The organism is Pseudomonas sp. PA-1-6B (genome assembly GCF_021609545.1).
Classification (GTDB): Bacteria; Pseudomonadota; Gammaproteobacteria; order Pseudomonadales; family Pseudomonadaceae; genus Aquipseudomonas; species Aquipseudomonas fluorescens_BV.
Genome location: NZ_WJZM01000006.1, coordinates 55,951 through 79,328, shown reverse-complemented (window position 1 = coordinate 79,328; position 23,378 = coordinate 55,951). Strand labels below are relative to the sequence as shown.

Below are 23,378 nucleotides of genomic sequence, written 5' to 3'. Positions count from 1 at the left end.
ATACCTCAAATTATTCCGTGCGTGTAGCTGGGGTGGTCGCGGCCAAGCTGTTGGCGTGGTACCCGCCACCCAGGGCCTGCATCAATTGAATCGACAGGTCGATCTGCGCCGCATTCAAGGTGGCCAACTGACGCTGGGCCTGCAGCAATTGCTGCTCGATGCTGAGCACATCCAGGTAGTTACCGATGCCTGAGCTGTAGCGTTGCACCCCGGTGTCGTAGGACTGCTGCGCGATGTCGGCGGCATGTTGCTGGGCCTGGATCTGCCGCCCGGTGTCGCGCAGTTGGGACAGGCTGTTGCCGATATCGCCCAAGGCTTGCACCAGGGTTTTGTTGTACTGGGCCACGGCCAGGTCGTAGTCGGCGTCGCGGGCGTCGAGGTCGGCTCGCAGACGGCCGCCGTCGAAGATCGGCAGCGAGATGGTCGGCGCAATGTTGAAGAAGCGGCTGGCCGAACCGAACATCGCGTCGCCCAACAACGACTCGGCACCGGCGCTCGCGCTCAGGTTGAGGTTGGGGTAGAAGCGGGTCTTGCTGGCGTCGATGTTCTTGCTCGCGGCCTCTACTCGCCAGCGTGCGGCAACCAGGTCCGGGCGACGACCGAGCAGCTCGGCTGGCAACACCGCCGGCACGGCCACGGCGCTGGGTTTGAGCACCGCTGGGCGAGCCAACTCGTCACCGCGGTCCGGGCCTTTACCGAGCAACACGGCGAGGGCGATCTTGGCGCTTTGCAGCTGTTTTTCCGCGTCAATCAGTTGCGACTGGGAGCTGGCTTCCAGGCTCTCGGTCTGCTGGAACTGATACTCGCTGTCGATACCGGAACTCAGGCGGCGCTTGCTCAGGTCAAGCATCTGGCGGGTACGCTTGAGGTCATCCACGGCCAGGTCACGCACGATATGGGCCTGGCCCAGGTCGCTGTAAGCCTTGGCCACGTTCGCGGCCAGTGTCAGGCGCGCGGCCTGCTGGTCGACTTCGGCAGCACGGGCCTCGCCCAACGCCGCTTCCCAGGCGGCGCGCTGGCCGCCCCACAGGTCGAAGTTGTAATTGAAGCTGGCGCCGATGTTGCGCACCGTCGAATAGGCATCGCCCTGCCCGCGTGGGTCCTGGTCCTTGGCCAGGCGCGAACGGCTCACGCCGGCGCTGGTATCCAGGGTCGGCATACGGGCGGCGTTGGCGGCATAGGCCGCCGCTTCGGCCTGGTGGGCGCGGGCGTCGGCGACTTGCATGTCGGGGCTGTTCTGCAGGGCTTCCTGGATCAGGCCGTCAAGCTGTGGGTCGCCCAGGCTTTTCCACCAGTCAGCGGCCGGCCAGGCGGCGCTCGACAGCGTCACGCCGCTCAGGGATTTGCCGGTGTGCAGGGTATTGGCGTCGAGGCGCTGGCCCTGGGTGTCGAGGCCGCTGTAGTTGGCACAACCGGCCAACGTCATCGCCGCCAGCACCAGGCTGAATGCGCGTGTGTTCATGATCTACCTACCCGCTGGATCGTGATGGGGTCACCCGCAGCGATCAGCATTTTCTTCAGGATCCGTTCCAGGGTTTCCAGCTCGCCCGGCTCAAGCACGCCGGCCAACTGGTTAAGGGCCTTGGCGCCAATGTGCGGCAGCATGTCCGCCAGGCGCTGGCCCTCGGCGGTCAGCACCAACTGCACCTGGCGGCGATCCAGCTCGGAGCGCTTGCGGCTGAGCAGGTCTTTTTGCTCCAGCCGGTCGAGCATGCGCGTCATCGAACCGCTGTCCAGGGACAGGTTGCGGCACAGCTCCGCCGGGGTATCGACGCCGAACTGGGCCATGATGATCAACACCTTGAACTGCGCGGCCGTGATGCCGTGGGGTTCCATATGGGTGTCGATGATGCGGTCCTTGAGGATCGCGGCGCGGCCCAGCAACAGGCCGAGGTGGCAGTTGTGGAAGTTGTCAGGGGTGAAGTGAGGCATCGAAAGTCACCTTATTACTGCCTAGGCAGCGAATGTGTGACGAGATGTTACTGCTTAGGCAGCGAATGTCAAATGGAATAATTAGGTTGCTTGGTAGTTGGTCGAAGACTGGAGTGACATGAAAACCAAATGTGGGAGGGAGCTTGCTCCCGATAACAGTATGTCAGTCAACTTGTTTGTCGCTGACCCACCGCTATCGGGGGCAAGCCCCCTCCCACATTTTTACCGGATACCGGTCAGAAATCGCGCTTGTAGAAGATATCCAGGGAACTCGCTACGCCCGTGGCCACTTCCAGGTACACCTTCTTGCTCAGCAGGTAGCGCAAGGCAATGGTGTTAGCCGGTTCGAACACCCCTACCCCATAACGCAAGCTGAGCTTCTCGTTGATCTTGCCGCTGGCCACCACGGCGGTGCTGTTACCCGTACCCTGGGTGTCCAGATCAAAGTCCTGGATGCCCAGCTTATTGGCAATATCCGAGGTCACGCCAGCGCTGCCCATCAGGCCCAGGCCCAGGGCGGCTTCGGCGAGCATGTTGTTGTCTTCGCCGGTGTTGGTGCGCGAACGGCCCAGCACCAGGTATGACAACGCATCTTCCTGGGCCATGGCCGGCTCGGAGAAGATTTGCGTGGTCGGTTGTTCAGCGCTGCCGCTCAGGCGAATACCGGCGGTCACGGTGCGGGACGATTCGACCACCACGCGCACCGCCTCGATATCCAGGAACGGTTGGTCCAGCGGCCCGGCAAACAACAGGCGTGCACGGCGCACGTTGAGGCGCTGGCCGTAGGCGCGGTAGCGGCCGTCGTTGAGCCACAGCTCTCCACGGGTGTCCATGTTGTCGCCGATGTGCACGTGGCCCTGGACCTTGGCGGTGAGGCCGAAGCCGGCGAAGTTGAGCTGGTCCTCGCCCACCTCCACGTCGATATCCATGGCCATGACCATTGGCGGTTTGCCCTCTTCGGTCTGGCTGCCGATGATCACCGTGTCGTCGGAAACCTTGACGGTCGACGGCGGCAACTCGCGCACGGTGATGTCGCCACGGGGGATATGGACCTTGCCGGCGATCGCCAGCTTGTCGTCCTTGAGGCTGATTTTCAGGTCGGGCCCCACTTCCAGCTTGGCGTAGGGCTCCACGGTGACCGGCAGTTGCGAGCCTTTGAGGCTGAGGTCGACCACCAGGGCGCGGCCCCAGTCGATCTGGCCCGTAAGGCTACCCTGGCCGGCCTTGCCGCTGCGCCAGCCGCCGTTGAGCTGCACGCTTTCGCCGGCGATTTGCGCCTGCAAGTTCAGGCCTTCGAGGCTGATGGGCAGTTCCGGCCCGGAGACTTCGCCGTCCACCAGGTTAAGGTTGCCGTTGACCAGGGGCGCGAGCAAACCGCCGGAGATGCGGCCATTGCCGTTGAGTTTGCCGCTGAGTTTTTCCACCATGGGCACAAAGGGCCGCGCTACGGCGAGGTCCAGACCCGTAAGGCTGAAATTGCCGGTGATCGGCTTGTTGCTCGGCAGCGGATTGATCTGCGCCTGCAACAACAATTGGCCAAGCTTGCCGCCACGGAAATTCAGCTGGGTGTCGATGCGCTTGGGATTGAGGGTGGTTTCCAGTTTCAAGGTGTCGTAGGGGAAATCCAGCCACTGGCCCTTGTCGCGCACGCGCAAGGTGCCGCCACTGGCGTCCACCGCGACCACACCTTTTGGGCCGCTCTGAGGCAAGTCGAGTTGCACATCGGCGTTGAGCCTGCCCTGCCAGGCGAAGTCTTTGGGCAAGAACCCCGCGAGGCTGTCGAGAGGGAATTGCTTGAGGTGGTAACGCAACTTCGGCTCGGGCATCAGGCGCTGGTCTTCCCCACACAGGCTGGCGCCACCGGAGACCCAGCAGTGCGCACCGAAGGTCAGCTTGCCATCGGCCAGGCGTTCGATCTTCGCCGGGGTTTGCAGCCGCCAGTCCTGGCCACCGGCTTGCACATCGCCACTGGCCAGGCGCCCGCGCCAGTTGTCTTTATCGAGGTTGCCGTCCAGGGCCAGGGCCAGTTTTACCAGCGGGCCAGTCAGCGCCAGCTGGACTTTCTGGTTCTTGATATCGCCTTGGGCGCTGGCGGTGAGGTTGCCGACTTGCGTCTCGCCGCTTTGAATGCCGTTGGCCTTGAGGTCGAGCTTGGCGCGCTGGGCGCTATCAAGGTTGGCGTCCAGGTTGAGGGTTTGCAGACGGTTGTCGGCAAAGGCCAGTTGCTGACCCTTGAGGTCGAGCTTGCCTTGAGGGGCTTTCAAGGTGCCGGCCACCTCGACACGCCCGTTGATTTGCCCGCGCAGTTGCGGCCAGAGCTGGGCCAGGCGCGCCAGCTTGATGTCGATCTGCCCGGCCAGACGCTGTTGCAGGCTGCCGCTGCCGTTGATGCGGTTGTCGCCCAGGCGGATATCCAGGTTGGCGAGGGTCCATTGTTCGCCGGCGCCTTCGGCCTTGGCCGCCAACACAGCGGTTTGCCCGCGCAGGCGGCCCTTGAGGTCGAGGTCAGCGTTGAGCTTGAGTTGTTCGTTCTTGAACTCGCCTTTGCTGCGCAGCGGCCCGGCCAGGGTGCCGGGCAACTCTGCGACCCAGTAGGCCGGGTTCAGCGCCGACAGATCCAGGGCGGTGTCCCAGGCAATGCCGTCGGCAAATTGCAGGTTCAGGTGGCCTTCGGCCTTGCCTTGGCCGGCACTCAGTTTCAGCTCAGGCAGGAAGACCTGCTTGAGGTCGCCACTGAAGGGGGTGACCACATTGAACTTGCCCGCCGGGCCGTCGAGGTCGGCCTTGAGATTGCCCAGGTAGTTGCCGTCTTTATAGGAGATTTCACCGTTGAAGGTGCGCAAGGCCACTTGCGGTTCGTCAATGACCGGATAGAGGCGATGCCAGGGGAAGTCCAGCCAGTCGATCCTGGCGTCCGCGCTGAAGCCTTGTTGCCAGTCCAGGTTGGCACTGAGCTTGAGGCTTTGCTTGTCACCCGCCGTCAGGTCCAGGCCGGCAATCTGTGCGCCCTTGGCGTCAACCTTACCCTTGAGCAGTAAATCCACCGGGCCGTTTTCGGCCGGTAGCACGGCCTTGCCCAGCAACTGGTAGCCATTGCTCAGGTCGCCTTTAGCGTTCAAGTCCAGTTGGTTGAGTTGCAAGGTATCGGGCAGGTCTGCGCTGGGTTTGAACGACTCGGAGGTGATGTGCACCTGCGCCGGCAGGTTTTCCACCAGGGGTTGCAGCTCGCCAGTGAGCTTGGCCGGCAGGTAGCCGCTGCTGTCGGCGTCGAGCTTGAGGGTCTTGAGCAAGTCGCCCTCGAGCTTGAGGGCAATGGTCCAGGGCGCGCCCCCCGGCGCATAGGGCAAGCTCAGATTACCGGTGGCATTCAACGGCCAATCGCCGCTGGGTTGCAGCAGACCGGCGAGGTCCAGTACCAGCTCGTCGCGCTGCAGATGCACCGAGTCGATCTGCAGGCCGGCGGTAGTCCAGTGCGCCACCAGTTGCAGGCCCTTGAGTTCTTCATTGCCGTTGAACAGCAGGCTGCCAATGCGCACATCGCCCAACCGGAGAGAAACCGGCAGCTTCAGGTCGGGCAGTTGAATCGACCCGCTGTCGCTCTCTTCGGCACTGGGGGCGAATTCCAGGCTGACCTGTTCCACATCCAGTCGGTTGATGCACAGGGTCATGCGCAGCAGGCAGCCGGGCGACCAGTCAAACGTCGGTGCATTCAGCTCGACGCGGCTGCCATCCTGCTGCCACAGCAAATGATCGGCACTCCACTGCCCGCCCAGGCGCCCCTGGAAATTTTCCACGCTCAAACCTGGCACCTGGCCCAAGGCCCAGCGACTGCCCGCCTGGGTGCCAAGCACTGACCACAGCGCCAACAACAGCAAGGCGAGGATGGCAACCAACGCCAGCCCCGCGATTTTCAAACCACGCATCACAGCTCAGGCCCCATGGAAAAGTGCAAGCGAATGCCGCCCGGATCTTCGAGGGCATGGGCCAGGTCGAGGCGAATCGGCCCCACCGGCGACACCCAGCGCACGCCGACACCCACGCCGGTTTTCAGGCTGGGCAAGTCCAGGTTGTTGAAGGAGTTGCCCTGGTCGACAAAGGTCGCGATACGCCATTTATCGGTGATGGAATATTGATACTCAGCGCTCAAGGCCACCATGTAGCGGCCGCCGATACGGTCGCCGCGATCGTTCTCGGGCGATAGCGTCTGGTACTCGTAGCCGCGCACGCTCTGGTCACCACCGGCGAAGAAGCGCAAGGAAGGAGGCACGGATTTGTAGCCATTGGTGGCACTGCCGCCAAATTGCGCACGGCCCAGGAAGCGGTGGTTGTCCCACAAGGTGGTCAGGCCCTTGACCGTCGCTGTGCCGTAAAGCAGGTTGGTGTCGGACCCAAGGCCCTCTTTGGCGACCTTGGTGTCGAACATCAGGCGGTAGCCATGGTGCGGGTCGATGCGGTTGTCACTGCGCAAGTAGGAATAACTCACGCCAGGCATCAGAAGGTTACTCAGGCCCGAGTCATTGCCCAGGCGATATTCTTCGCGCTGGTACTTGAGGGAGATCACCCGCGTCCAGCCACTGGGCAACTTGCTGTGCCATTCGGGGCCGATGGTGAGCAACTTGCTCAGGGTGTCGGTGTTGGCGATCTCTTCATTTTGATAGCCGCCGGCAAAGCGCAACTTGTCGGTGAGCGGCGGGTCGAGCGGGATGTCGTACCACAGCCCGACGTTCTGCCGTGGCGCCGACAGTTCGGCTTCCCAGCCATAACTGTGGCCTTGGGGGTTGACCCAATGGCGCGTCCAATTGGCTTTGCCCCGTGGGCCGACGTCAGTGGAATAACCCAGGCCCAGGCCCATGGTGCGCGGCTTGCGGGTGTCCAGTTGCACCGCCACCGGGATCACGTCATCGGTGGCGGCGGTGGGGCTGGCGTCGACGCGCACGCCTTCGAAGAAGCCACTGGCTTGCAGGTTCTGGTTGAGTTCCGCGACGAGTTCGGAGTCATAGGGTGTGCCGGGTTTGAACGGCACCATGCGCTGCAACAGCTCTTCATCAAAGGGCGTGTCGCCGGTGAAGCTGACCTTGCCCATGCTGTAGCGTGGGCCGCTGTCGTAAATGAGTTCGATGTCGGCCACGCCCGCTTGAGGGTCTACGGCAAGTTTCTGGCTGGTGAAGCGCCCGCTGAAAAACCCGTAGCGCGAGGCCTGGTTCTGGATCAGGCGCTTGGCGTCTTCGTAATGGCCGTGATTGAGCACGGCGCCGGGCTTGAGGTCGTCGCTGGCGGGCACGCGAAACGCCTTGAGGCTCGCGGCCTGGCCATCGACCCTTATGGTGACGTCGCGCAAGTGCACCGGCTCGCCGGGGTCGATGGTGAGCGTCAGGCGCGGGTTCTTGCCGCCCTTCACCTCGCTGTTGATCTGCGGCTGATAGTAGCCCAGGGCCTGCGCGGCTTTGCGCGCCTGCTCCTCGGCGCCACGGCTGAACCGCAGCAAGGCTTCTTCATCACGATCGCCCACCCCGCCGATATAGCCTTCGATGTTGGCTTTCAGCGCGTCGTTCGAGGGTTTGATCCGCACGTCCAGTTCGCTTTGCGCCAATGCGCCACAGCTCGTGAACAGCAGAATCAAGCCGCTGGTAAATCTTCCTGGAAACTTCATAGGCGCGGATGCTACACGAGCGAGAGAGGAACTATGAACCCGGATTAGTCTGAATAATTCTGTCTCAAGCCGTTGCAGGATGTAACGCCTGGGGATTGGGATGGAAAAACACATGCTCGCGCACCGGCCCTACGGCGACTTCGCCGATTTCCTCATAGCCCTGTCGCTTGTAGAAATCGAGGTAGCGGGAGTTGCCGGTGTCGAGCACCACGCCGGATGAATGCGGGTCGTCGGCACACCAATTGTGTACCGCCTCCAGCAACTGCTCACCATGGTGCTTGCCCTGGAACTGCGGGTGAATGCCCAGCAGCGGCAGCACATGCACAGACGTGTTGGGCAGGCACGCCATGACCGCATGATGGTATTCCAGATAACGCCGCGTACCGCGCACGCCGGTGCTCAGCCACATGCGGATTTGCCAGGCCCAGCTTTCGGTGATGCCCAGGCGCCGCTGGGGCGGTGCAATCAGGGCAATGCCGATCAGCCGGTCGTTGACGAACAGGCCGATGGCCGGGAGCTTCTGGAAAAAATGCTGCTTGACCAGTTCGCGCACAGTGGCACGTACTCGCTGCTCATAGCCCGCCCGCTCGGCTTCGAAGATGTAGGCAAAGGTCGGCTCATGGCGATACGCCTGGTACAGCAGGGATCGCGCTTCACGGGAGTAGCCGCTATTGAGCAGGCGGATTTCGGCAGTGGCCGTCGAAGTGTCTGGCATAACAGTCAATCTCCCTGGGCGCCACTCAAACGTGGCGTTCTTATGGGTACGAACCTGCACAGCTCCAGTCGTTCCCAGACATTAGCAGCGCATTCATCCTGCCGCCACGCTGGCCCCCATCCGACTTGTCGGCTAGCATCGCCCTTTTGCCAGACTGGACTGCCGACCATGAAAATCGTCTCCTTCAATATCAACGGGCTGCGTGCTCGCCCTCATCAGTTGGCGGCGCTGATTGAAAAGCATCAACCGGACGTGATCGGTTTGCAGGAAACCAAGGTCCACGATGATCAGTTCCCGTTGGCCGAAGTGCAGGCCCTGGGTTATCACGTGTACTACCACGGGCAGAAAGGCCACTACGGCGTGGCCCTGCTTTCGCGCAAAGAAGCGTTGAGCGTGCACAAAGGCTTTGCCAGCGATGAAGAAGACGCCCAGCGCCGGTTTATCTGGGGCACCTTCGCCGACGAAAACGGCCACCCAGTGACCATCATGAACGGCTACTTCCCCCAGGGCGAAAGCCGCGACCACCCAACCAAGTTCCCGGCCAAGCAGCGCTTCTATGAAGACTTGCAGCAATTGCTGGAAAGCCAGTTCAGCAATGACCAGGCGCTGGTGGTGATGGGCGACGTGAACATTTCCCCTGAGGACTGCGACATCGGCATCGGCGCCGACAATGCCAAGCGCTGGCTGAAAACCGGCAAGTGCAGCTTCCTGCCGGAAGAACGCGAATGGATGGCACGCTTGAAGAACTGGGGCCTGGTGGACAGCTTCCGCCACCTCAACCCGGACGTGACCGACCGCTTCAGCTGGTTCGATTACCGCAGCCGTGGCTTTGAGGACGAGCCCAAGCGCGGGCTGCGCATTGATGTGATCATGGCATCCACCGGGTTGGTGCCACGGGTCAAGGATGCGGGGGTGGATTACGACCTGCGCGGGTTGGAGAAACCGTCGGACCATGCGCCGATCTGGTTGGAACTGAGCTGACAGTTGGCTTGGTGAAGATCTGAATGTGTGGGCTTGCCCGCGAAGGCGGTGTGTCAGTCACCGCACCTGCTGCTGCACTAATGCTTTCGCAGGCAAGCCAGCTCCCACATTTGCCTTGCAGTGTGCCTGTAATACTCCTGCTATCTGCCTGACTTAATCTCCCGGCACTCCCTTTGGCCTAAGAAGGTGCCGGCATGATGCTGCGCGTTCTGTTCCTGTGTTTTGCAATCGCACTCCCCGCCGTGGCGGCCCCTCTGCCCATTCCCGACCAAGGCCCGGCCCTGCGCATCCAGGGCTCCAACACCGTCGGCGCGGCACTCGGCCCGGCGCTGGTCAAAGGCTTGATGGAGTATCAGGGTTTGCAGGATGTGCGTGCTGAACCGGGTGCCGGGGCGAATGAACAGCGCGTGGTTGGCAAGACACGCCAAGGCAAGACGGTCACCATCGAGGTCGCGGCCCACGGTTCCAGCACCGGCTTTGCGGCGCTGAAAAACAACCGCGCCGACCTCGCCGCAGCGTCCCGCCCGATCAAAGACAGCGAGTTGGTGGACCTCGATATCCTGGGGGACTTGAAAACCCCAGGCGCCGAGCATGTGATCGCCATTGATGGCCTGGCAATCATCGTCAACCCGCGCAACCCGCTCAATAGCCTCAATACCGAGCAATTGGCGCAAATCTTCAACGGCGAGGTCAACACCTGGGAGGCACTGGGAGGTACAGGCGGGACCATTCATTTATATGCCCGGGATGATCAATCCGGCACCTTCGACACCTTCCGGGAACTGGTGCTGAGCCGCCGCGGCCAACCGCTTGCACCGTCGGCCAAGCGCTTTGAATCCAGTGAACAGCTTTCCGATGCGGTGAGCCAGGACCCCCAGGGCATCGGTTTTATCGGCCTGCCCTCTGTGCGCCAGGCCAAGGCGGTGGCGATTGCCGACGGCGACTCGCAACCGATGTTGCCGCTGACCAGCCTGATCGCCACCGAGGATTACCCGCTGTCACGTCGGCTGTTCTTCTACTTGCCGCCCTCTTCCCGCAACCCATGGGCCAAGGCGTTGGTGGAGTTTACCCAAGGCAGCAAGGGCCAGGCGATTGTGGCTGCCAATGGCTTTATCGCCCAGCAGGTGCAAGCGATCGGTGTGGCGCCGCGCCCGTCGATGCCCGACGATTACCAGGCCATCGCCCGAGACGCTCAGCGCCTGACGGTGAATTTTCGTTTCGACGAGGGCAGCGCCAGCCTCGACAATAAGGCGCGCCAGGATGTGCAGCGCGTGGTCGCCTATATCAGAAGCCACGGCAAGCTGAATAAACAGGTGACGCTGGTGGGGTTTGGCGACACCAAGAATGATCCGCAACGTGCGGCGCTGCTATCGAAGTTGCGGGCGATGGCAGTACGCCGGGAGTTGGTCAAGAGCGGCGTGGTGCTCAAGGATATTCGCGGGTTTGGCGCGCAGATGCCGGTGGCGGCCAATACTGCGGATGAAGGCCGGATCAAGAATCGGCGGGTGGAGGTTTGGGTGTACTGAGGCTTGAGTTTTGTGTGGTTGGCACTGGCCTCTTCGCGAGTAAGCCCGCTCCCACACTTGACCGATTTCCAACTTGAGAATGCGGTCGAGTGTGGGAGCGGGCTTGCTCGCGAATACAGGCGACGCGGTGTTAGTGCCCGCCGCGCATCAATTCCCGAGGCACATATTTGCCAATCTCGAACTTGCCAATCGCCGCACGGTGCACTTCGTCCGGGCCGTCGGCCAGGCGCAGGGTGCGTTGCATGGCGTACATATAGGCCAGCGGGAAGTCGTTGGACACCCCGGCACCGCCGTGCATCTGGATCGCGCGATCAATGACCTTCAAGGCCACATTCGGTGCCACCACCTTGATCTGGGCGATTTCGCTTTTCGCCACTTTGTTGCCCACGGTGTCCATCATGTACGCCGCTTTCAAGGTCAGCAGGCGGGCCATGTCAATTTCCATGCGTGAGTCGGCGATCTTGTCGATATTGCCGCCCAACCGCGCCAAAGGCTTGCCGAAGGCAGTGCGGCTGACCGAGCGTTTGCACATCAACTCCAATGCGCGTTCGGCCATACCGACCGAACGCATGCAGTGGTGGATGCGGCCTGGGCCAAGGCGCCCCTGGGCGATCTCGAAGCCACGGCCTTCGCCCAGCAACACGTTTTCATAAGGCACACGCACATTGTCGAACAGCACTTCGGCATGGCCGTGGGGCGCATCGTCGTAGCCGAATACCGGCAGCGGCCGCAGGATCTTCACGCCTGGGGTATCGACTGGCACCAGGATCATCGAGTGCTGCTGGTGACGCGGCGCATCGGGGTTGCTCAGGCCCATGAAGATCAGGATCTTGCAGCGCGGGTCGCAGGCGCCGGAGGTCCACCACTTCTTGCCGTTGATCACCCACTCGTCGCCCTGGCGTTCGGCGCGGGCGGCCATGTTGGTGGCGTCCGAGGACGCCACATCCGGTTCGGTCATGGCAAAGGCGGAACGAATCTCGCCGCGCAGCAAGGGTTCGAGCCAGCGCTGTTTCTGTTCTTCGTTGGCGTAGCGCACCAGCACTTCCATATTGCCGGTGTCGGGAGCCGAGCAGTTGAATGGCTCGGGGCCCAGCAACGAGCGGCCCATGATTTCCGCCAAGGGTGCATATTCAAGGTTGGTCAGGCCAGCGCCCAGTTCGGATTCCGGCAGGAACAGGTTCCACAAGCCCTCGGCCTTCGCCTTGGCCTTGAGTTCTTCCATGATCGCCGTGGGCTGCCAGCGATCACCTTCGCTGACTTGGCGTTCGAACACCGGTTCGGCCGGGTAGACATAAGCGTCCATGAACGCAGTGACGCGTTCACGCAGTTCCTGAACCTTGGGCGAATAGGCGAAATCCATGAGCAGCTCCCTTCTCTGAGAGGTTGTTTAGGTCATGCATTCGATGCTAGAACAGCGCTGATAATTTACCTAGCCTATTCTCGCCGTGTATTAACATTCATCACCGATATATGATCGGCGTATGAGCACCTCACAATAAGAGCGCAACGAAATGAATCTGAGCAAGGTCGATCTCAACCTCTTCATCGTCTTTGATGCGATCTACACCGAAGCCAACCTGACCCGCGCCGGGCAGATTGTCGGTATCACCCAGCCGGCGGTGTCCAACGCCCTGGCACGGTTGCGCGAAACCTTCAACGACCCGCTGTTCGTGCGCACCGCCCAAGGCATGGTGCCCACGCCCATGGCGCAGAACATCATCGGCCCGGTGCGCAATGCGTTGTCGTTGCTGCGCGTGTCGGTGCAGGAAAGCCGCATCTTCAACCCGCAGCAGGCGGCCAAGACCTACCGTATCAGCATGACCGACCTGACCGAGGCCGTGATCCTGCCGCTGCTGTTCCAGCGCCTGCGTCGCCTGGCGCCGACCGTGGTAATCGAGAGTTTCCTGTCCAAACGCCGCGAAACCACCAAGGAACTGGCCGCCGGGCGCCTGGATTTTGCCGTGGATGCGCCGCTCAACACCGACCCGCAGGTGCGTCATGTCAAGCTGATGGAAGACCGCTACGTGTGTGCCATGCGCAAGGGCCACCCGATGGCGGGCAAGGATAAATTCACGCTGGATGATTACCTGTCGCTGACCCATATCCATATCTCCAGCCGCCGCAACGGTTTGGGCTATGTGGACCTGGCCTTGGGCAAGATGGGCATTCAGCGCAAGATCGCCCTGCGTTCCCAGCATTACCTGATGGCCTCCCAGGTGCTGCAACAGACCGACATGGTGATGACCGTGCCCGAGCGTTTCGCTCGCCGTCATGAATTGCACTGGTTCCAACTGCCAGTCAACAGCGTGCCGCCGGTGGAAACCCATTTGTACTGGCACGAAAGCACCGACCAGGACCCGGCGAACCGCTGGATGCGTGAGCAGATGATCGAGTTGTGCCAGCAGGTGACGGCCCAGGAAAAGAAAGTCCTGCAGCCTTGACGTTTACGTCAACCTGCAATTAGCTTAGCGCCAAGACTTCCTTGAGCACCGCCATGAGTACCACCTACAGCATCTCCGACCTCGCCCGCGAGCTCGACATCACCACCCGCGCCATTCGTTTCTATGAAGAACAAGGCCTGCTGGCCCCCGAACGTCGGGGCCAGGAGCGCATTTACTCGGCGCGGGACAAGGTCAGCCTCAAGCTGATCCTGCGTGGCAAGCGCATCGGCTTCTCCCTGGCCGAATGCCGCGAACTGATCGAACTCTACGACCCCACCGGCGGCAACCAGATCCAACTCAACAGCATGCTGGCCAAGATCGCCGAACGCCGTGAACAGTTGGAACAGCAACTGCTGGATATCGAACAGATGAAGCTGGAACTGGACACCGCTGAAGAGCGTTGCACCCAGGCCCTGGCGCAGACCATCAGCCAAGCCGGCCATTGACCAGAAGGTAACTGCCATGTCCCTCCCCTCCCACGTACGCCTGGTTGAAGTCGGCCCGCGCGACGGTTTGCAGAACGAAGCCCAGCCCATCAGCGTGGCGGATAAAGTCCGATTGGTAGACGCCTTGAGCGCCGCTGGCTTGAGCTATATCGAAGTCGGCAGTTTTGTTTCCCCCAAGTGGGTGCCGCAAATGGCCGGCTCCGCCGAGGTATTTGCGCAGATCCAGCGCAAGCCCGGCGTGACCTATGGCGCACTGGCACCGAACCTGCGCGGGTTCGAGGATGCGCTGGCGGCCGGGGTCAAGGAAGTCGCGGTGTTTGCGGCGGCGTCCGAGGCGTTCTCCCAGCGCAATATCAATTGTTCCATCAGCGAGAGCCTGGAGCGCTTCGCACCGATCATGGCCGCCGCCAAGCAGCACGGCGTCAGCGTGCGCGGCTATGTGTCCTGTGTACTGGGTTGCCCCTATGAAGGCGATATCGCCCCGGAGCAAGTGGCGGCGGTCGCCCGCGAGCTGTATGCCATGGGCTGCTATGAAGTGTCCTTGGGCGACACCATCGGTACCGGCACGGCGGGCGCTACCCGGCGCCTGTTCGAAGTGGTCGGCGCGCAAGTGCCACGGGACAAGCTGGCCGGGCATTTCCATGACACCTACGGGCAGGCCATCGCCAACATCTATGCCAGCCTGCTGGAGGGCATCACGGTGTTCGACAGCTCAATCGCAGGCCTGGGCGGCTGCCCATACGCCAAAGGCGCCAGCGGTAACGTCGCCACCGAGGACGTGCTGTACCTGCTCAACGGCCTGGGTATCGACACGGGCATCGACCTGGAACGCTTGATTGGCGCCGGCCAGCAGATCAGCCAGGTGCTGGGACGGCCAACGGGGTCCCGCGTGGCGAAGGTGCGTAACGCCGGGTGAGTAGCACAGCTGTGACAATGTGTTACCGCACACCGACGTAACGGGTAACGCGGGAACAAAATCCGCCGTGCAGACTGAAAGAAAATACTGACCAAAAAACCAAGCAATTGATTTTAAAGGCTTTTATAAAGTTGGCACGCCTTCTGCTATCTCTATGGCATAACAAGAATAAAAAGCGCCAAACCTAATAAAAATAAGACGAAACGACTCTGACATAACAAAAACAACACGGCAGAGACGCAGCTAACAGATTTTTTTGGAGAAGATGTGCTTCCCAGGGTACGGCATGCCGCAACCCGCAACCGGATAGAGAAAAATAAAACTACCTCAGGTAGCTACCCACTGGTTGGATCGTTTACGAAGAAGCAGGTCAGCGTTCAAAAAAATACGTTTGCTCTTGACCCCGGATGGGGGTCGCCAAAAAAGCGGTACGGGCCACGGCTACCAAAAACAACAACAGGCCGCCCCTCAATAATAAGAAAAGAGCACGCAACGACAAATTAAAGGGGACCTTCGGGTCCCCTTTGTGCTTTCTGGGTTTCACTATTTTGGTGGCACAGCAGGTTCGCGGGGTATCAGGTAGATGTGGGCCGGCAGTCAGGCCGCCATCGCAGGCAAGCCAGCTCCCACAGGGGTTTGATGTTGTCAGTGCGCTTGCAGCTCCTGGATGGAAATCTCGCGCATGCGAAACTTCTGGATCTTGCCCGTCACTGTCATCGGAAACTCATCCACGAATTTGAAATGCCTGGGCGTCTTGAAATGGGCGATGCGGTCCTTGCACCAGCTCAACAACTCCAGCTCGTTGGCCACCTGACCGGGATGGAACTTGATCCAGGCAACAATCTCTTCGCCATAACGCTCATCCGGGATGCCAACGATCTGCACGTCCGCCACGGCCGGATGAGTAAAGAAAAACTCTTCCAGCTCCCGCGGGTAAACGTTCTCGCCACCGCGAATGATCATGTCCTTGTTACGCCCGGCAATGCACACGTAACCCTGCTCATCCATGGTCGCCAGGTCGCCGGTGTGCATCCAGCCAGCCTCATCAATTGCCTCGCGGGTGCCTTCAGGGTTGTTCCAGTAACCGAGCATCACGCTATAGCCTCGGGTGCATAACTCACCGATCACACCACGCGCCACAGTGTTACCGGCCTCGTCGACAATCTTGGTTTCCAGTTGCGGTTGGGTGCGGCCCACCGTGGTAACACGCCGCTCGATATCGTCATCTGCGCCGGTCTGTAGCGACACCGGGCTGGTTTCAGTCATGCCATAGGCAATCTGCACCTCCCCCATGTGCAGCTCATGGATGACCCGACGCATCACCTCGATCGGGCATGTCGCCCCGGCCATGATCCCGGTGCGCAGGCTGGACAAGTCGAACTCGGCTCGGCGTGGGTGATCAAGCAGCGCGATGAACATGGTCGGCACGCCATATAAGCCAGTGGCTTGTTCTTCGGCGACGGCGCTCAGCGTCAGCAGCGGGTCGAAGCCGTCATTGGGGTAGATCATGGTGGCGCCGTGGGTGATACAACCGAGGTTCCCCATGACCATGCCGAAGCAGTGATACAGCGGCACCGGGATCACCAGGCGGTCCCCTGCCGTCAGGCCCAGGCTTTCACCGACCATGTAACCGTTATTGAGGATGTTGTGGTGACTGAGGGTGGCGCCCTTGGGGAAGCCGGTGGTGCCGGAGGTGTACTGGATATTCACGGGTTGATCGAAATGCAGGCTGGCCTGGCGGCTGTGCAGTTGCTCGGACGGCACGCCTGCGCCAAGGGCCGCCAACTGCGACCAGGGCATGAATTCCGGCGGCGGGCTGGGGTCGAGGCTGATAAGGCCGCGCAAGTCGGGCTTCAACGCCTGGAGCATGGCGTGGTAATCGGAGCTTTTGAACGAGCCGGCGCATACCAGCCATTGGCAGCCGGATTGTTTGAGCACGTAGTCCAACTCGCTGCTGCGATAGGCCGGGTTGATATTGACCAGGATCACCCCGAGCTTGGCGCTCGCCACCTGGCAGATCAGCCACTCGGCACAGTTAGGTGCCCAGATACCCAGGCGGTCGCCGGTTTGCATGCCCAAGGCGAGGAACGCGCGGGCGTGCAGCTCAACCGTCTCGGCCAGCTGCCGCCAGGTGTAGCGCTGCTGCTGGTGGCGCACCACCAAGGCTTCGCCATCTGGATGCTGAGCGACGGTGCGATCGAATGCCTGGCCAATGGTCATGGCCAGCAAGGCCTTGTCCTGGGAGCCACGGCTGTAACTCTGGTTCGGTTGATCCATAACGACCCCTGTTATCTTTTTTGTAGGTTGACGTATACGTAAACTACGATTGACAGCGCCGCAACGCAAGCTTACGTTAACGTAAAGGTGAGCGCCCTCCTCCCGCGCCCTGCCCACACAACAACAAAGCTCACATTAAGGTGCCTGTCCATGAGTTACCCGTCCCTGAACTTCGCCCTCGGCGAGACCATCGACATGCTGCGCGACCAGGTGCAGTCCTTCGTGGCCAAGGAGATCGCACCGCGCGCGGCCCAGATCGACATCGACAACCTGTTCCCCGCCGACCTGTGGCGCAAGTTCGGCGACATGGGCCTGCTGGGCATCACTGTGCCCGAGGAATACGGCGGTGCCGGCCTCGGTTACCTGGCCCATGTGGTGAGCATGGAAGAAATCAGCCGTGGCTCGGCCTCGGTGGCGTTGTCCTACGGGGCGCACTCCAACCTGTGCGTCAACCAGATCAACCGCAACGGCAACCACGCACAAAAACTCAAGTACCTGCCCAAGCTGATCAGCGGCGAGCACATCGGTGCCCTGGCCATGAGCGAGCCGAATGCCGGTTCCGACGTGGTGTCGATGAAACTGCGCGCCGACAAGCGCGGCGACCATTACGTACTCAATGGTAGCAAGACCTGGATCACCAACGGCCCGGACGCCAACACCTATGTGATCTACGCCAAGACCGACCTGGAAAAAGGCCCTCACGGCATCACCGCCTTCATCGTCGAGCGCGACTGGAAAGGCTTCAGCCGCAGCAATAAATTCGACAAGCTGGGCATGCGCGGCTCCAACACCTGCGAGCTGTTTTTCGACGACGTCGAGGTGCCCGAAGAAAACATCCTCGGCGTGCTCAATGGCGGCGTGAAAGTGTTGATGAGCGGCCTGGACTACGAGCGCGTGGTGCTCTCCGGTGGCCCTACCGGGATCATGCAGGCATGCATGGACTTGATCGTGCCCTACATCCACGACCGCAAGCAGTTCGGCCAGAGCATCGGCGAATTCCAGTTGATCCAGGGCAAGGTCGCCGATATGTACACCCAGCTCAACGCCAGCCGCGCCTACCTCTACGCGGTGGCCCAGGCGTGCGAACGCGGCGAGACCACGCGCAAGGACGCTGCGGGCGTGATCCTCTACAGCGCCGAGCGCGCCACGCAAATGGCCCTGGATGCAATCCAGATTCTGGGCGGCAATGGCTATATCAATGAATTCCCCGCCGGGCGCCTGCTGCGTGACGCCAAGCTCTACGAAATTGGTGCGGGCACCAGTGAGATTCGGCGGATGTTGATCGGTCGCGAACTGTTCAACGAAACCCGCTGAAGGAGCACGCCCATGGCCACCCTGCACACCCAGCTCAACCCGCGCTCGGCGGAATTCGCCGCCAACCGCGCGGCGATGCTTGAACAGGTCGACGCCCTGCACAGCCTGCTCGCCCACGTCCATCAAGGTGGCGGCGCCAAGGCCCAGGAACGCCACACGTCACGCGGAAAACTGTTGCCCCGCGAGCGTATCAACCGCCTGCTCGACCCGGGCTCGCCGTTTCTCGAGCTGAGCCAACTGGCCGCCCACCAGGTATATGGCGAAGACGTCCCGGCTGCCGGGGTGATTGCCGGCATCGGCCGGGTGGAAGGCGTCGAATGCATGATTGTGGCCAACGATGCCACGGTCAAAGGCGGCTCCTACTACCCGCTGACCGTTAAAAAACACCTGCGCGCCCAGACCATCGCCGAGCAGAACCGCCTGCCGTGTATCTACCTGGTGGACTCCGGTGGCGCCAATCTGCCGCGCCAGGACGAGGTATTCCCCGACCGTGAGCACTTCGGGCGGATCTTCTTCAACCAGGCCAATATGAGCGCCCAGGGCATTCCCCAGATTGCCGTGGTGATGGGCTCGTGCACCGCCGGCGGCGCCTACGTGCCGGCCATGGCCGACGAAGCGATCATGGTGCGCCAGCAAGCCACCATCTTCCTCGCCGGCCCGCCGCTGGTGAAGGCTGCCACCGGTGAAGTGGTGAGCGCCGAAGACCTGGGCGGTGCCGATGTGCACTGCAAGGTCTCGGGCGTGGCCGACCACTATGCCGACAGCGATGAGCACGCCCTGGCGCTGGCGCGGCGCAGCGTGGCCAACCTCAATTGGCGCAAGCAGGGTGAGCTGCTGCAACGCTCGCCGGTGGCGCCGCTGTACAGCAGCGAAGAGTTGTACGGCGTGATCCCGGCGGATGCCAAGCAACCCTTTGATGTGCGCGAAGTCATCGCACGGCTGGTGGACGGCTCGGTGTTCGATGAGTTCAAGGCCCTGTTCGGCACGACCCTGGTGTGCGGCTTTGCGCACTTGCATGGCTACCCGATAGCGATCCTGGCCAACAACGGCATCCTCTTCGCCGAAGCCGCGCAAAAAGGCGCGCATTTTATCGAACTGGCCTGCCAGCGCGGGATTCCGCTGCTGTTCCTGCAAAACATCACCGGCTTCATGGTCGGCCAGAAGTACGAAGCCGGCGGTATTGCCAAGCACGGCGCCAAGCTGGTCACCGCCGTGGCGTGCGCCAAGGTGCCGAAATTCACCGTGATCATCGGTGGCAGCTTTGGTGCGGGGAACTATGGGATGTGTGGCCGCGCATACGACCCGCGCTTTTTGTGGATGTGGCCCAACGCACGCATTGGCGTGATGGGGGCCGAACAGGCCGCCGGGGTGTTGGCGCAGGTCAAGCGCGAACAGGCTGAGCGCGCCGGCAACGGTTTCAGTGCCGAGGAGGAAGCCGCGATCAAGCAGCCGATCCTCGACCAGTATGAAACCCAGGGCCATCCCTACTACTCCAGCGCGCGCTTGTGGGATGACGGCGTGATCGACCCGCTGCAGACCCGTGACGTGCTGGCCCTGGCCTTGTCCGCCGCACTGAACGCCCCCATCGAGCCGAGCCGCTTCGGCGTGTTCCGCATGTAACCTGTAGGAGCGCGCCTGTTGTGGCGAGGGAGCTTGCTCCCGCTGACTGCGCAGCAGTCCCGGCTTTTTTGGGGGCGCTGCGCACCCCAGCGCAAGCAAGCTTGCTCGCCACAACAAGCTCGCTCCTACAGGAGGCCTCTCATTATCATGGAGCTCCTTGCATGAGCGACTTCAACACCCTCGAACTGATCACTGACCGCCGTGGCTTTGCCACGCTGTGGCTCAGCCGCGAAGCCAAGAACAACGCGTTCAACGCCGAGATGATCCGCGAGCTGATCCTGGCCCTTGACCGCGTACAAGGCGACCCGTCCCTGCGCTTCCTGGTACTGCGCGGGCGCGGCAAACACTTCAGCGCCGGTGCCGACCTGGCCTGGATGCAGCAATCGGCCGAGCTGGACTACCACACCAACCTGGACGACGCCCGGGAACTGGCGGAGCTGATGTACAACCTGTCCAAACTGAAAATCCCCACGCTGGCGGTGGTGCAAGGTGCGGCCTACGGGGGCGCGCTGGGCCTGATCAGCTGCTGTGACATGGCCATCGGTGCCGATGACGCGCAGTTCTGCCTGTCGGAAGTGCGTATCGGCCTGGCGCCGGCGGTGATCAGCCCGTTCGTGGTGCAGGCCATCGGCGAACGCGCTGCCCGTCGTTATGCACTCACAGCCGAGCGGTTCGGCGGCCAACGCGCAAGGGAGATCGGCTTGCTGGCGGAAAGTTATCCCGCCGAGAGCCTGGATCAACAGGTGGACCAGTGGGTCACCAACCTGCTGCAAAACAGCCCGGCGGCCATGCGTGCCAGTAAGGATTTGCTGCGCGAAGTGGGCAACGGTGCCCTCACCCCCGCGCTGCGCCGCTATTGCGAAAACGCCATTGCGCGCATCCGGGTGAGCGCCGAGGGCCAGGAAGGTTTGCGTGCATTTCTGCAAAAACGTGCGCCAAGTTGGCAAACCCAGGAGCCGCGTTCATGAGCACACTCACCACCGTTCTGGTGGCCAACCGTGGCGAAATCGCCTGCCGGGTCATGCGTACCGCCAAGGCCATGGGGTTGACCACCGTGGCTGTGCACAGCGCCATCGACCGCGATGCCCGCCATAGCCGTGAAGCCGATATCCGCGTCGACCTGGGCGGCAGCAAGGCCACCGACAGTTACCTGCAAATCGACAAGCTGATTGCCGCCGCCCATGCCAGCGGCGCCCAGGCGATTCACCCCGGCTACGGCTTCCTCTCGGAAAACGCCGGCTTCGCCCGGGCCATCGAGGCGGCAGGCTTGATCTTCCTCGGCCCGCCCGCCTCGGCCATCGACGCCATGGGCAGCAAATCCGCGGCCAAGGCCCTGATGGAAACAGCTGGCGTACCCCTTGTGCCGGGTTATCACGGCGAGGCCCAGGACCTGGAGACCTTCCGCGCCGCCTGTGAGCGTATCGGCTACCCGGTGCTGCTCAAGGCCACGGCGGGTGGCGGTGGCAAGGGCATGAAAGTGGTCGAGGACGTCAGCCAACTGGCCGAAGCCCTGGCTTCCGCCCAGCGTGAGGCGCTGTCGTCGTTCGGCAACGGGCAGATGCTGGTGGAGAAATACCTGCTCAAGCCGCGGCATGTCGAGATCCAAGTGTTTGCCGACCAGCAGGGTCATTGCTTGTACCTCAATGAGCGCGACTGCTCGATCCAGCGGCGCCATCAGAAAGTCGTGGAAGAAGCCCCGGCACCCGGCTTGAGTGTCGAGCAGCGCCGGGCCATGGGCGAAGCGGCCGTGCGCGCTGCCCAGGCCATCGGGTATGTCGGCGCAGGTACGGTGGAGTTTTTGCTGGATGCCCGTGGCGAGTTTTTCTTCATGGAGATGAACACGCGGCTGCAAGTGGAACATCCGGTGACCGAAGCCATTACCGGCCTCGACCTGGTGGCCTGGCAGATCCGAGTTGCCCAGGGCGAGGCGCTGCCGATCACGCAAGAGCAGGTCGCGTTGAACGGTCATGCAATTGAAGTGCGGTTATATGCCGAAGACCCGGCCAATGACTTTCTGCCGGCCACCGGGCACCTGGCGCTGTACCGCGAGTCCAGCCCGGGCCCTGGACGTCGGGTGGATAGCGGCGTCGAGCAAGGCGACAGCGTGTCGCCGTTCTACGACCCGATGCTCGGCAAGTTGATTGCCTGGGGTGAAGACCGCGAACAGGCGCGCCTGCGCTTATTGAGCATGCTGGATGAGTTTGCGGTCGGCGGGCTCAAGACCAACCTGGGCTTTTTGCGGCGCATCATCGGGCACCCTGCGTTTGCCGCGGCCGAGTTGGATACCGGGTTTATCCCGCGCTATCAGGGTGAGCTGTTGCCGACGCCAGGAGCCTTGAGCGATGAGTTCTGGCAAGCGGCGGGCTCGGCGTTTATGCAGAGCTTGCCGATGGGTGACGGGCCTTGGGCCAGTCACCAGGGCTTTCGCGTGGGCCTGCCTGCCGAGGTGTCGCTGCACTTGAGCTGCAATGGGCAGGATCGGTTGGTGACACTGACCGGGCAACCGTCTCAGTTATGCGGTGAACAGTTGCTGACTGAACATCAGGGTGTGCGCCGTGCTCATCTGGCGGTGCGCAGTGAAGGCAGCCTGTACCTGCGTTGGGACGGCGAGATGCATGCCGTGAGCCTGTTCGACCCGATTGCGGCGGTCGAGGCCAGTCAATCCCATCAGGGCGGCCTCACCGCCCCCATGAACGGCAGCATCGTGCGGGTGCTCGTGGAGGTGGGCCAAACCGTTGAGGCGGGTACTCAACTGGTGGTGCTCGAAGCCATGAAGATGGAACACAGCATCCGTGCGCCCCACGCCGGGGTGGTCAAGGCGCTGTTCTGCCAGGAAGGTGAAATGGTAGCCGAAGGCAGCGCGCTGGTGGAGCTTGAAACGGCCGGCTAGAACTTCGCCGTGGCTTGCACCACCACACCCAGGAGGCGGCAGCCGTCGGTGAGCAGCACCTTGGGGTAAGTGGGGTTGAGCGGCACCAGGTAGTGCTGGCCGCTTTTTTCCTGCAATTGGCGAAAGGTGGCCCGGGGGTTACCGGCCCATTGGGCCACCACCAGCCTGCCGGGCTCGGGTGCGATGGCCGGGTCAACCAGGATCATCATGCCAGCCGCAATGCTCATGCCCGTGGGGGCGGTCATGGCGTCTCCCGTCACCGGCAACCAGAATGCCTCGCCTCGGGCGTGGTAGTCGGTCAATTCGTAGCGCTCGGCTCTATAAGGCGCACGCTCCTCACGCAGCTCGCAGGCCTGCTTCCAGTCGCTGACCGGGTAGCGGAAATACGGATTGTAGTGGGGGTCCAGTTCCGGCACTTGCGCGGCCCGTTCACGAATCTCCAGCGCCACCTCCAAATACCCCAACCCCAGTTCGGCGAGCACGCGGTTCATGTCTGCCAGGCTCGGCACACGGCGTTTATTGAGCCAATGGCCGACGCCGCCCTGGGACATGCCCAGGCGCCGCGCCAGTTCATCCTGCGTGACCTTGCGGTCTTTCATGTTGGCCTTGACCAACGCTATCCAGTTATCCATGGCGCATCACAATACGGCGCCCATTTTTGCGGGCAATA

17 protein-coding genes are annotated in these 23,378 nt (G+C 62.1%); 9 read left to right on the top strand and 8 right to left on the bottom strand.

Annotated features, from left to right (window positions below; all coding sequences use genetic code 11):
- Positions 1-10: 10 nt before the first annotated feature.
- The 5 genes from GIV35_RS05560 to GIV35_RS05540 all read right to left on the bottom strand — a co-directional run bounded on the left by GIV35_RS05560 (position 11) and on the right by GIV35_RS05540 (position 8,297).
- Positions 11-1,462, bottom strand: coding sequence for an efflux transporter outer membrane subunit (locus GIV35_RS05560; protein WP_236304257.1), 1,452 nt, complete (start codon positions 1,460-1,462; stop codon positions 11-13).
- The gene (locus tag GIV35_RS05555) at positions 1,459-1,932 is read right to left on the bottom strand and encodes a MarR family winged helix-turn-helix transcriptional regulator (protein WP_014718945.1); all 474 of its coding nucleotides are present in this window, start codon (positions 1,930-1,932) and stop codon (positions 1,459-1,461) included. The genes GIV35_RS05560 and GIV35_RS05555 overlap by 4 nt, the downstream gene beginning before the upstream one ends.
- Positions 1,933-2,168: 236 nt before the next feature.
- Positions 2,169-5,855 (bottom strand): translocation/assembly module TamB domain-containing protein, encoded by a 3,687-nt coding sequence (locus GIV35_RS05550; RefSeq protein ID WP_236304256.1) that lies wholly within the window; start codon positions 5,853-5,855, stop codon positions 2,169-2,171.
- Entirely contained in the window at positions 5,855-7,582 is a 1,728-nt protein-coding gene (locus GIV35_RS05545; protein ID WP_223024291.1) for an autotransporter assembly complex protein TamA, read from the bottom strand. Before GIV35_RS05545 ends, GIV35_RS05550 begins: the two co-directional genes overlap by 1 nt.
- A 64-nt stretch (positions 7,583-7,646) precedes the next feature.
- A complete protein-coding gene (locus GIV35_RS05540; RefSeq protein WP_034127911.1) occupies positions 7,647-8,297 on the bottom strand; it encodes a GNAT family N-acetyltransferase in 651 nt (216 codons plus the stop codon).
- 168 nt (positions 8,298-8,465) lie between these two features.
- Between GIV35_RS05540 and xthA the strand changes: the two genes are divergently transcribed.
- Both xthA and GIV35_RS05530 read left to right on the top strand, forming a co-directional pair.
- On the top strand, positions 8,466-9,278 hold the full coding sequence (gene xthA / locus GIV35_RS05535; protein WP_057974927.1) for an exodeoxyribonuclease III: 813 nt from the start codon (positions 8,466-8,468) through the stop codon (positions 9,276-9,278).
- Positions 9,279-9,472: 194 nt separating this feature from the next.
- Complete coding sequence (locus GIV35_RS05530) at positions 9,473-10,804, top strand: substrate-binding domain-containing protein (protein WP_236265571.1); 1,332 nt, start codon at positions 9,473-9,475, stop codon at positions 10,802-10,804.
- Positions 10,805-10,934: 130 nt separating this feature from the next.
- Here GIV35_RS05530 and GIV35_RS05525 read toward each other — a convergent pair whose 3' ends face one another.
- Complete coding sequence (locus GIV35_RS05525) at positions 10,935-12,164, bottom strand: acyl-CoA dehydrogenase (protein ID WP_105227195.1); 1,230 nt, start codon at positions 12,162-12,164, stop codon at positions 10,935-10,937.
- A 151-nt stretch (positions 12,165-12,315) separates the two neighbouring features.
- Between GIV35_RS05525 and GIV35_RS05520 the strand changes: the two genes are divergently transcribed.
- From GIV35_RS05520 to GIV35_RS05510, 3 genes are read left to right on the top strand one after another with little or no spacing between them, the layout of a single operon-like run.
- Complete coding sequence (locus tag GIV35_RS05520; protein ID WP_116665187.1) at positions 12,316-13,245, top strand: LysR family transcriptional regulator; 930 nt, start codon at positions 12,316-12,318, stop codon at positions 13,243-13,245.
- A gap of 53 nt (positions 13,246-13,298) precedes the next feature.
- A complete protein-coding gene (locus tag GIV35_RS05515; protein ID WP_003192195.1) occupies positions 13,299-13,691 on the top strand; it encodes a MerR family transcriptional regulator in 393 nt (130 codons plus the stop codon).
- A 16-nt stretch (positions 13,692-13,707) separates the two neighbouring features.
- Positions 13,708-14,607, top strand: coding sequence for a hydroxymethylglutaryl-CoA lyase (locus GIV35_RS05510; protein WP_105227197.1), 900 nt, complete (start codon positions 13,708-13,710; stop codon positions 14,605-14,607).
- Positions 14,608-15,252: 645 nt separating this feature from the next.
- Here GIV35_RS05510 and GIV35_RS05505 read toward each other — a convergent pair.
- Entirely contained in the window at positions 15,253-16,884 is a 1,632-nt protein-coding gene (locus GIV35_RS05505; protein ID WP_223023456.1) for an AMP-binding protein, read from the bottom strand.
- A gap of 150 nt (positions 16,885-17,034) precedes the next feature.
- On the opposite strand from GIV35_RS05505, the gene GIV35_RS05500 reads away from it, so the two are divergent.
- The 4 genes from GIV35_RS05500 (at position 17,035) to GIV35_RS05485 (ending at position 22,708) form a co-directional block, all read left to right on the top strand.
- Positions 17,035-18,198 carry an isovaleryl-CoA dehydrogenase gene (locus GIV35_RS05500; RefSeq protein WP_032896578.1) on the top strand — a complete coding sequence of 388 codons (1,164 nt, stop codon included), beginning with the start codon at positions 17,035-17,037 and terminating at the stop codon, positions 18,196-18,198.
- A gap of 12 nt (positions 18,199-18,210) precedes the next feature.
- Positions 18,211-19,818, top strand: a complete 1,608-nt coding sequence (locus tag GIV35_RS05495; protein WP_127880722.1) for a carboxyl transferase domain-containing protein — start codon at positions 18,211-18,213, stop codon at positions 19,816-19,818.
- A gap of 161 nt (positions 19,819-19,979) precedes the next feature.
- Positions 19,980-20,786, top strand: coding sequence for a gamma-carboxygeranoyl-CoA hydratase (locus GIV35_RS05490; protein WP_034127920.1), 807 nt, complete (start codon positions 19,980-19,982; stop codon positions 20,784-20,786).
- Positions 20,783-22,708 (top strand): acetyl/propionyl/methylcrotonyl-CoA carboxylase subunit alpha, encoded by a 1,926-nt coding sequence (locus GIV35_RS05485; protein WP_105227201.1) that lies wholly within the window; start codon positions 20,783-20,785, stop codon positions 22,706-22,708. The genes GIV35_RS05490 and GIV35_RS05485 overlap by 4 nt, the downstream gene beginning before the upstream one ends.
- On the opposite strand, the gene GIV35_RS05480 is transcribed toward GIV35_RS05485, so the two are convergent.
- On the bottom strand, positions 22,705-23,340 hold the full coding sequence (locus GIV35_RS05480; protein WP_105227202.1) for a LexA family protein: 636 nt from the start codon (positions 23,338-23,340) through the stop codon (positions 22,705-22,707). The two genes, GIV35_RS05485 and GIV35_RS05480, sit on opposite strands and share 4 nt — an antisense overlap.
- Positions 23,341-23,378: the final 38 nt, after the last annotated feature.

Excerpts from the sequence above, each read along its gene's own strand:
- GIV35_RS05560 (WP_236304257.1), bottom strand. The coding sequence starts at position 1,462 with ATGAACACACGCGCATTCAGCCTGGTGCTGGCGGCGATGACGTTGGCC.
- GIV35_RS05555 (WP_014718945.1), bottom strand. The coding sequence starts at position 1,932 with ATGCCTCACTTCACCCCTGACAACTTCCACAACTGCCACCTCGGCCTG.
- GIV35_RS05550 (WP_236304256.1), bottom strand. The coding sequence starts at position 5,855 with ATGCGTGGTTTGAAAATCGCGGGGCTGGCGTTGGTTGCCATCCTCGCC.
- GIV35_RS05545 (WP_223024291.1), bottom strand. The coding sequence starts at position 7,582 with ATGAAGTTTCCAGGAAGATTTACCAGCGGCTTGATTCTGCTGTTCACG.
- GIV35_RS05540 (WP_034127911.1), bottom strand. The coding sequence starts at position 8,297 with ATGCCAGACACTTCGACGGCCACTGCCGAAATCCGCCTGCTCAATAGC.
- xthA (WP_057974927.1), top strand. The coding sequence starts at position 8,466 with ATGAAAATCGTCTCCTTCAATATCAACGGGCTGCGTGCTCGCCCTCAT.
- GIV35_RS05530 (WP_236265571.1), top strand. The coding sequence starts at position 9,473 with ATGATGCTGCGCGTTCTGTTCCTGTGTTTTGCAATCGCACTCCCCGCC.
- GIV35_RS05525 (WP_105227195.1), bottom strand. The coding sequence starts at position 12,164 with ATGGATTTCGCCTATTCGCCCAAGGTTCAGGAACTGCGTGAACGCGTC.
- GIV35_RS05520 (WP_116665187.1), top strand. The coding sequence starts at position 12,316 with ATGAATCTGAGCAAGGTCGATCTCAACCTCTTCATCGTCTTTGATGCG.
- GIV35_RS05515 (WP_003192195.1), top strand. The coding sequence starts at position 13,299 with ATGAGTACCACCTACAGCATCTCCGACCTCGCCCGCGAGCTCGACATC.
- GIV35_RS05510 (WP_105227197.1), top strand. The coding sequence starts at position 13,708 with ATGTCCCTCCCCTCCCACGTACGCCTGGTTGAAGTCGGCCCGCGCGAC.
- GIV35_RS05505 (WP_223023456.1), bottom strand. The coding sequence starts at position 16,884 with ATGGATCAACCGAACCAGAGTTACAGCCGTGGCTCCCAGGACAAGGCC.
- GIV35_RS05500 (WP_032896578.1), top strand. The coding sequence starts at position 17,035 with ATGAGTTACCCGTCCCTGAACTTCGCCCTCGGCGAGACCATCGACATG.
- GIV35_RS05495 (WP_127880722.1), top strand. The coding sequence starts at position 18,211 with ATGGCCACCCTGCACACCCAGCTCAACCCGCGCTCGGCGGAATTCGCC.
- GIV35_RS05490 (WP_034127920.1), top strand. The coding sequence starts at position 19,980 with ATGAGCGACTTCAACACCCTCGAACTGATCACTGACCGCCGTGGCTTT.
- GIV35_RS05485 (WP_105227201.1), top strand. The coding sequence starts at position 20,783 with ATGAGCACACTCACCACCGTTCTGGTGGCCAACCGTGGCGAAATCGCC.
- GIV35_RS05480 (WP_105227202.1), bottom strand. The coding sequence starts at position 23,340 with ATGGATAACTGGATAGCGTTGGTCAAGGCCAACATGAAAGACCGCAAG.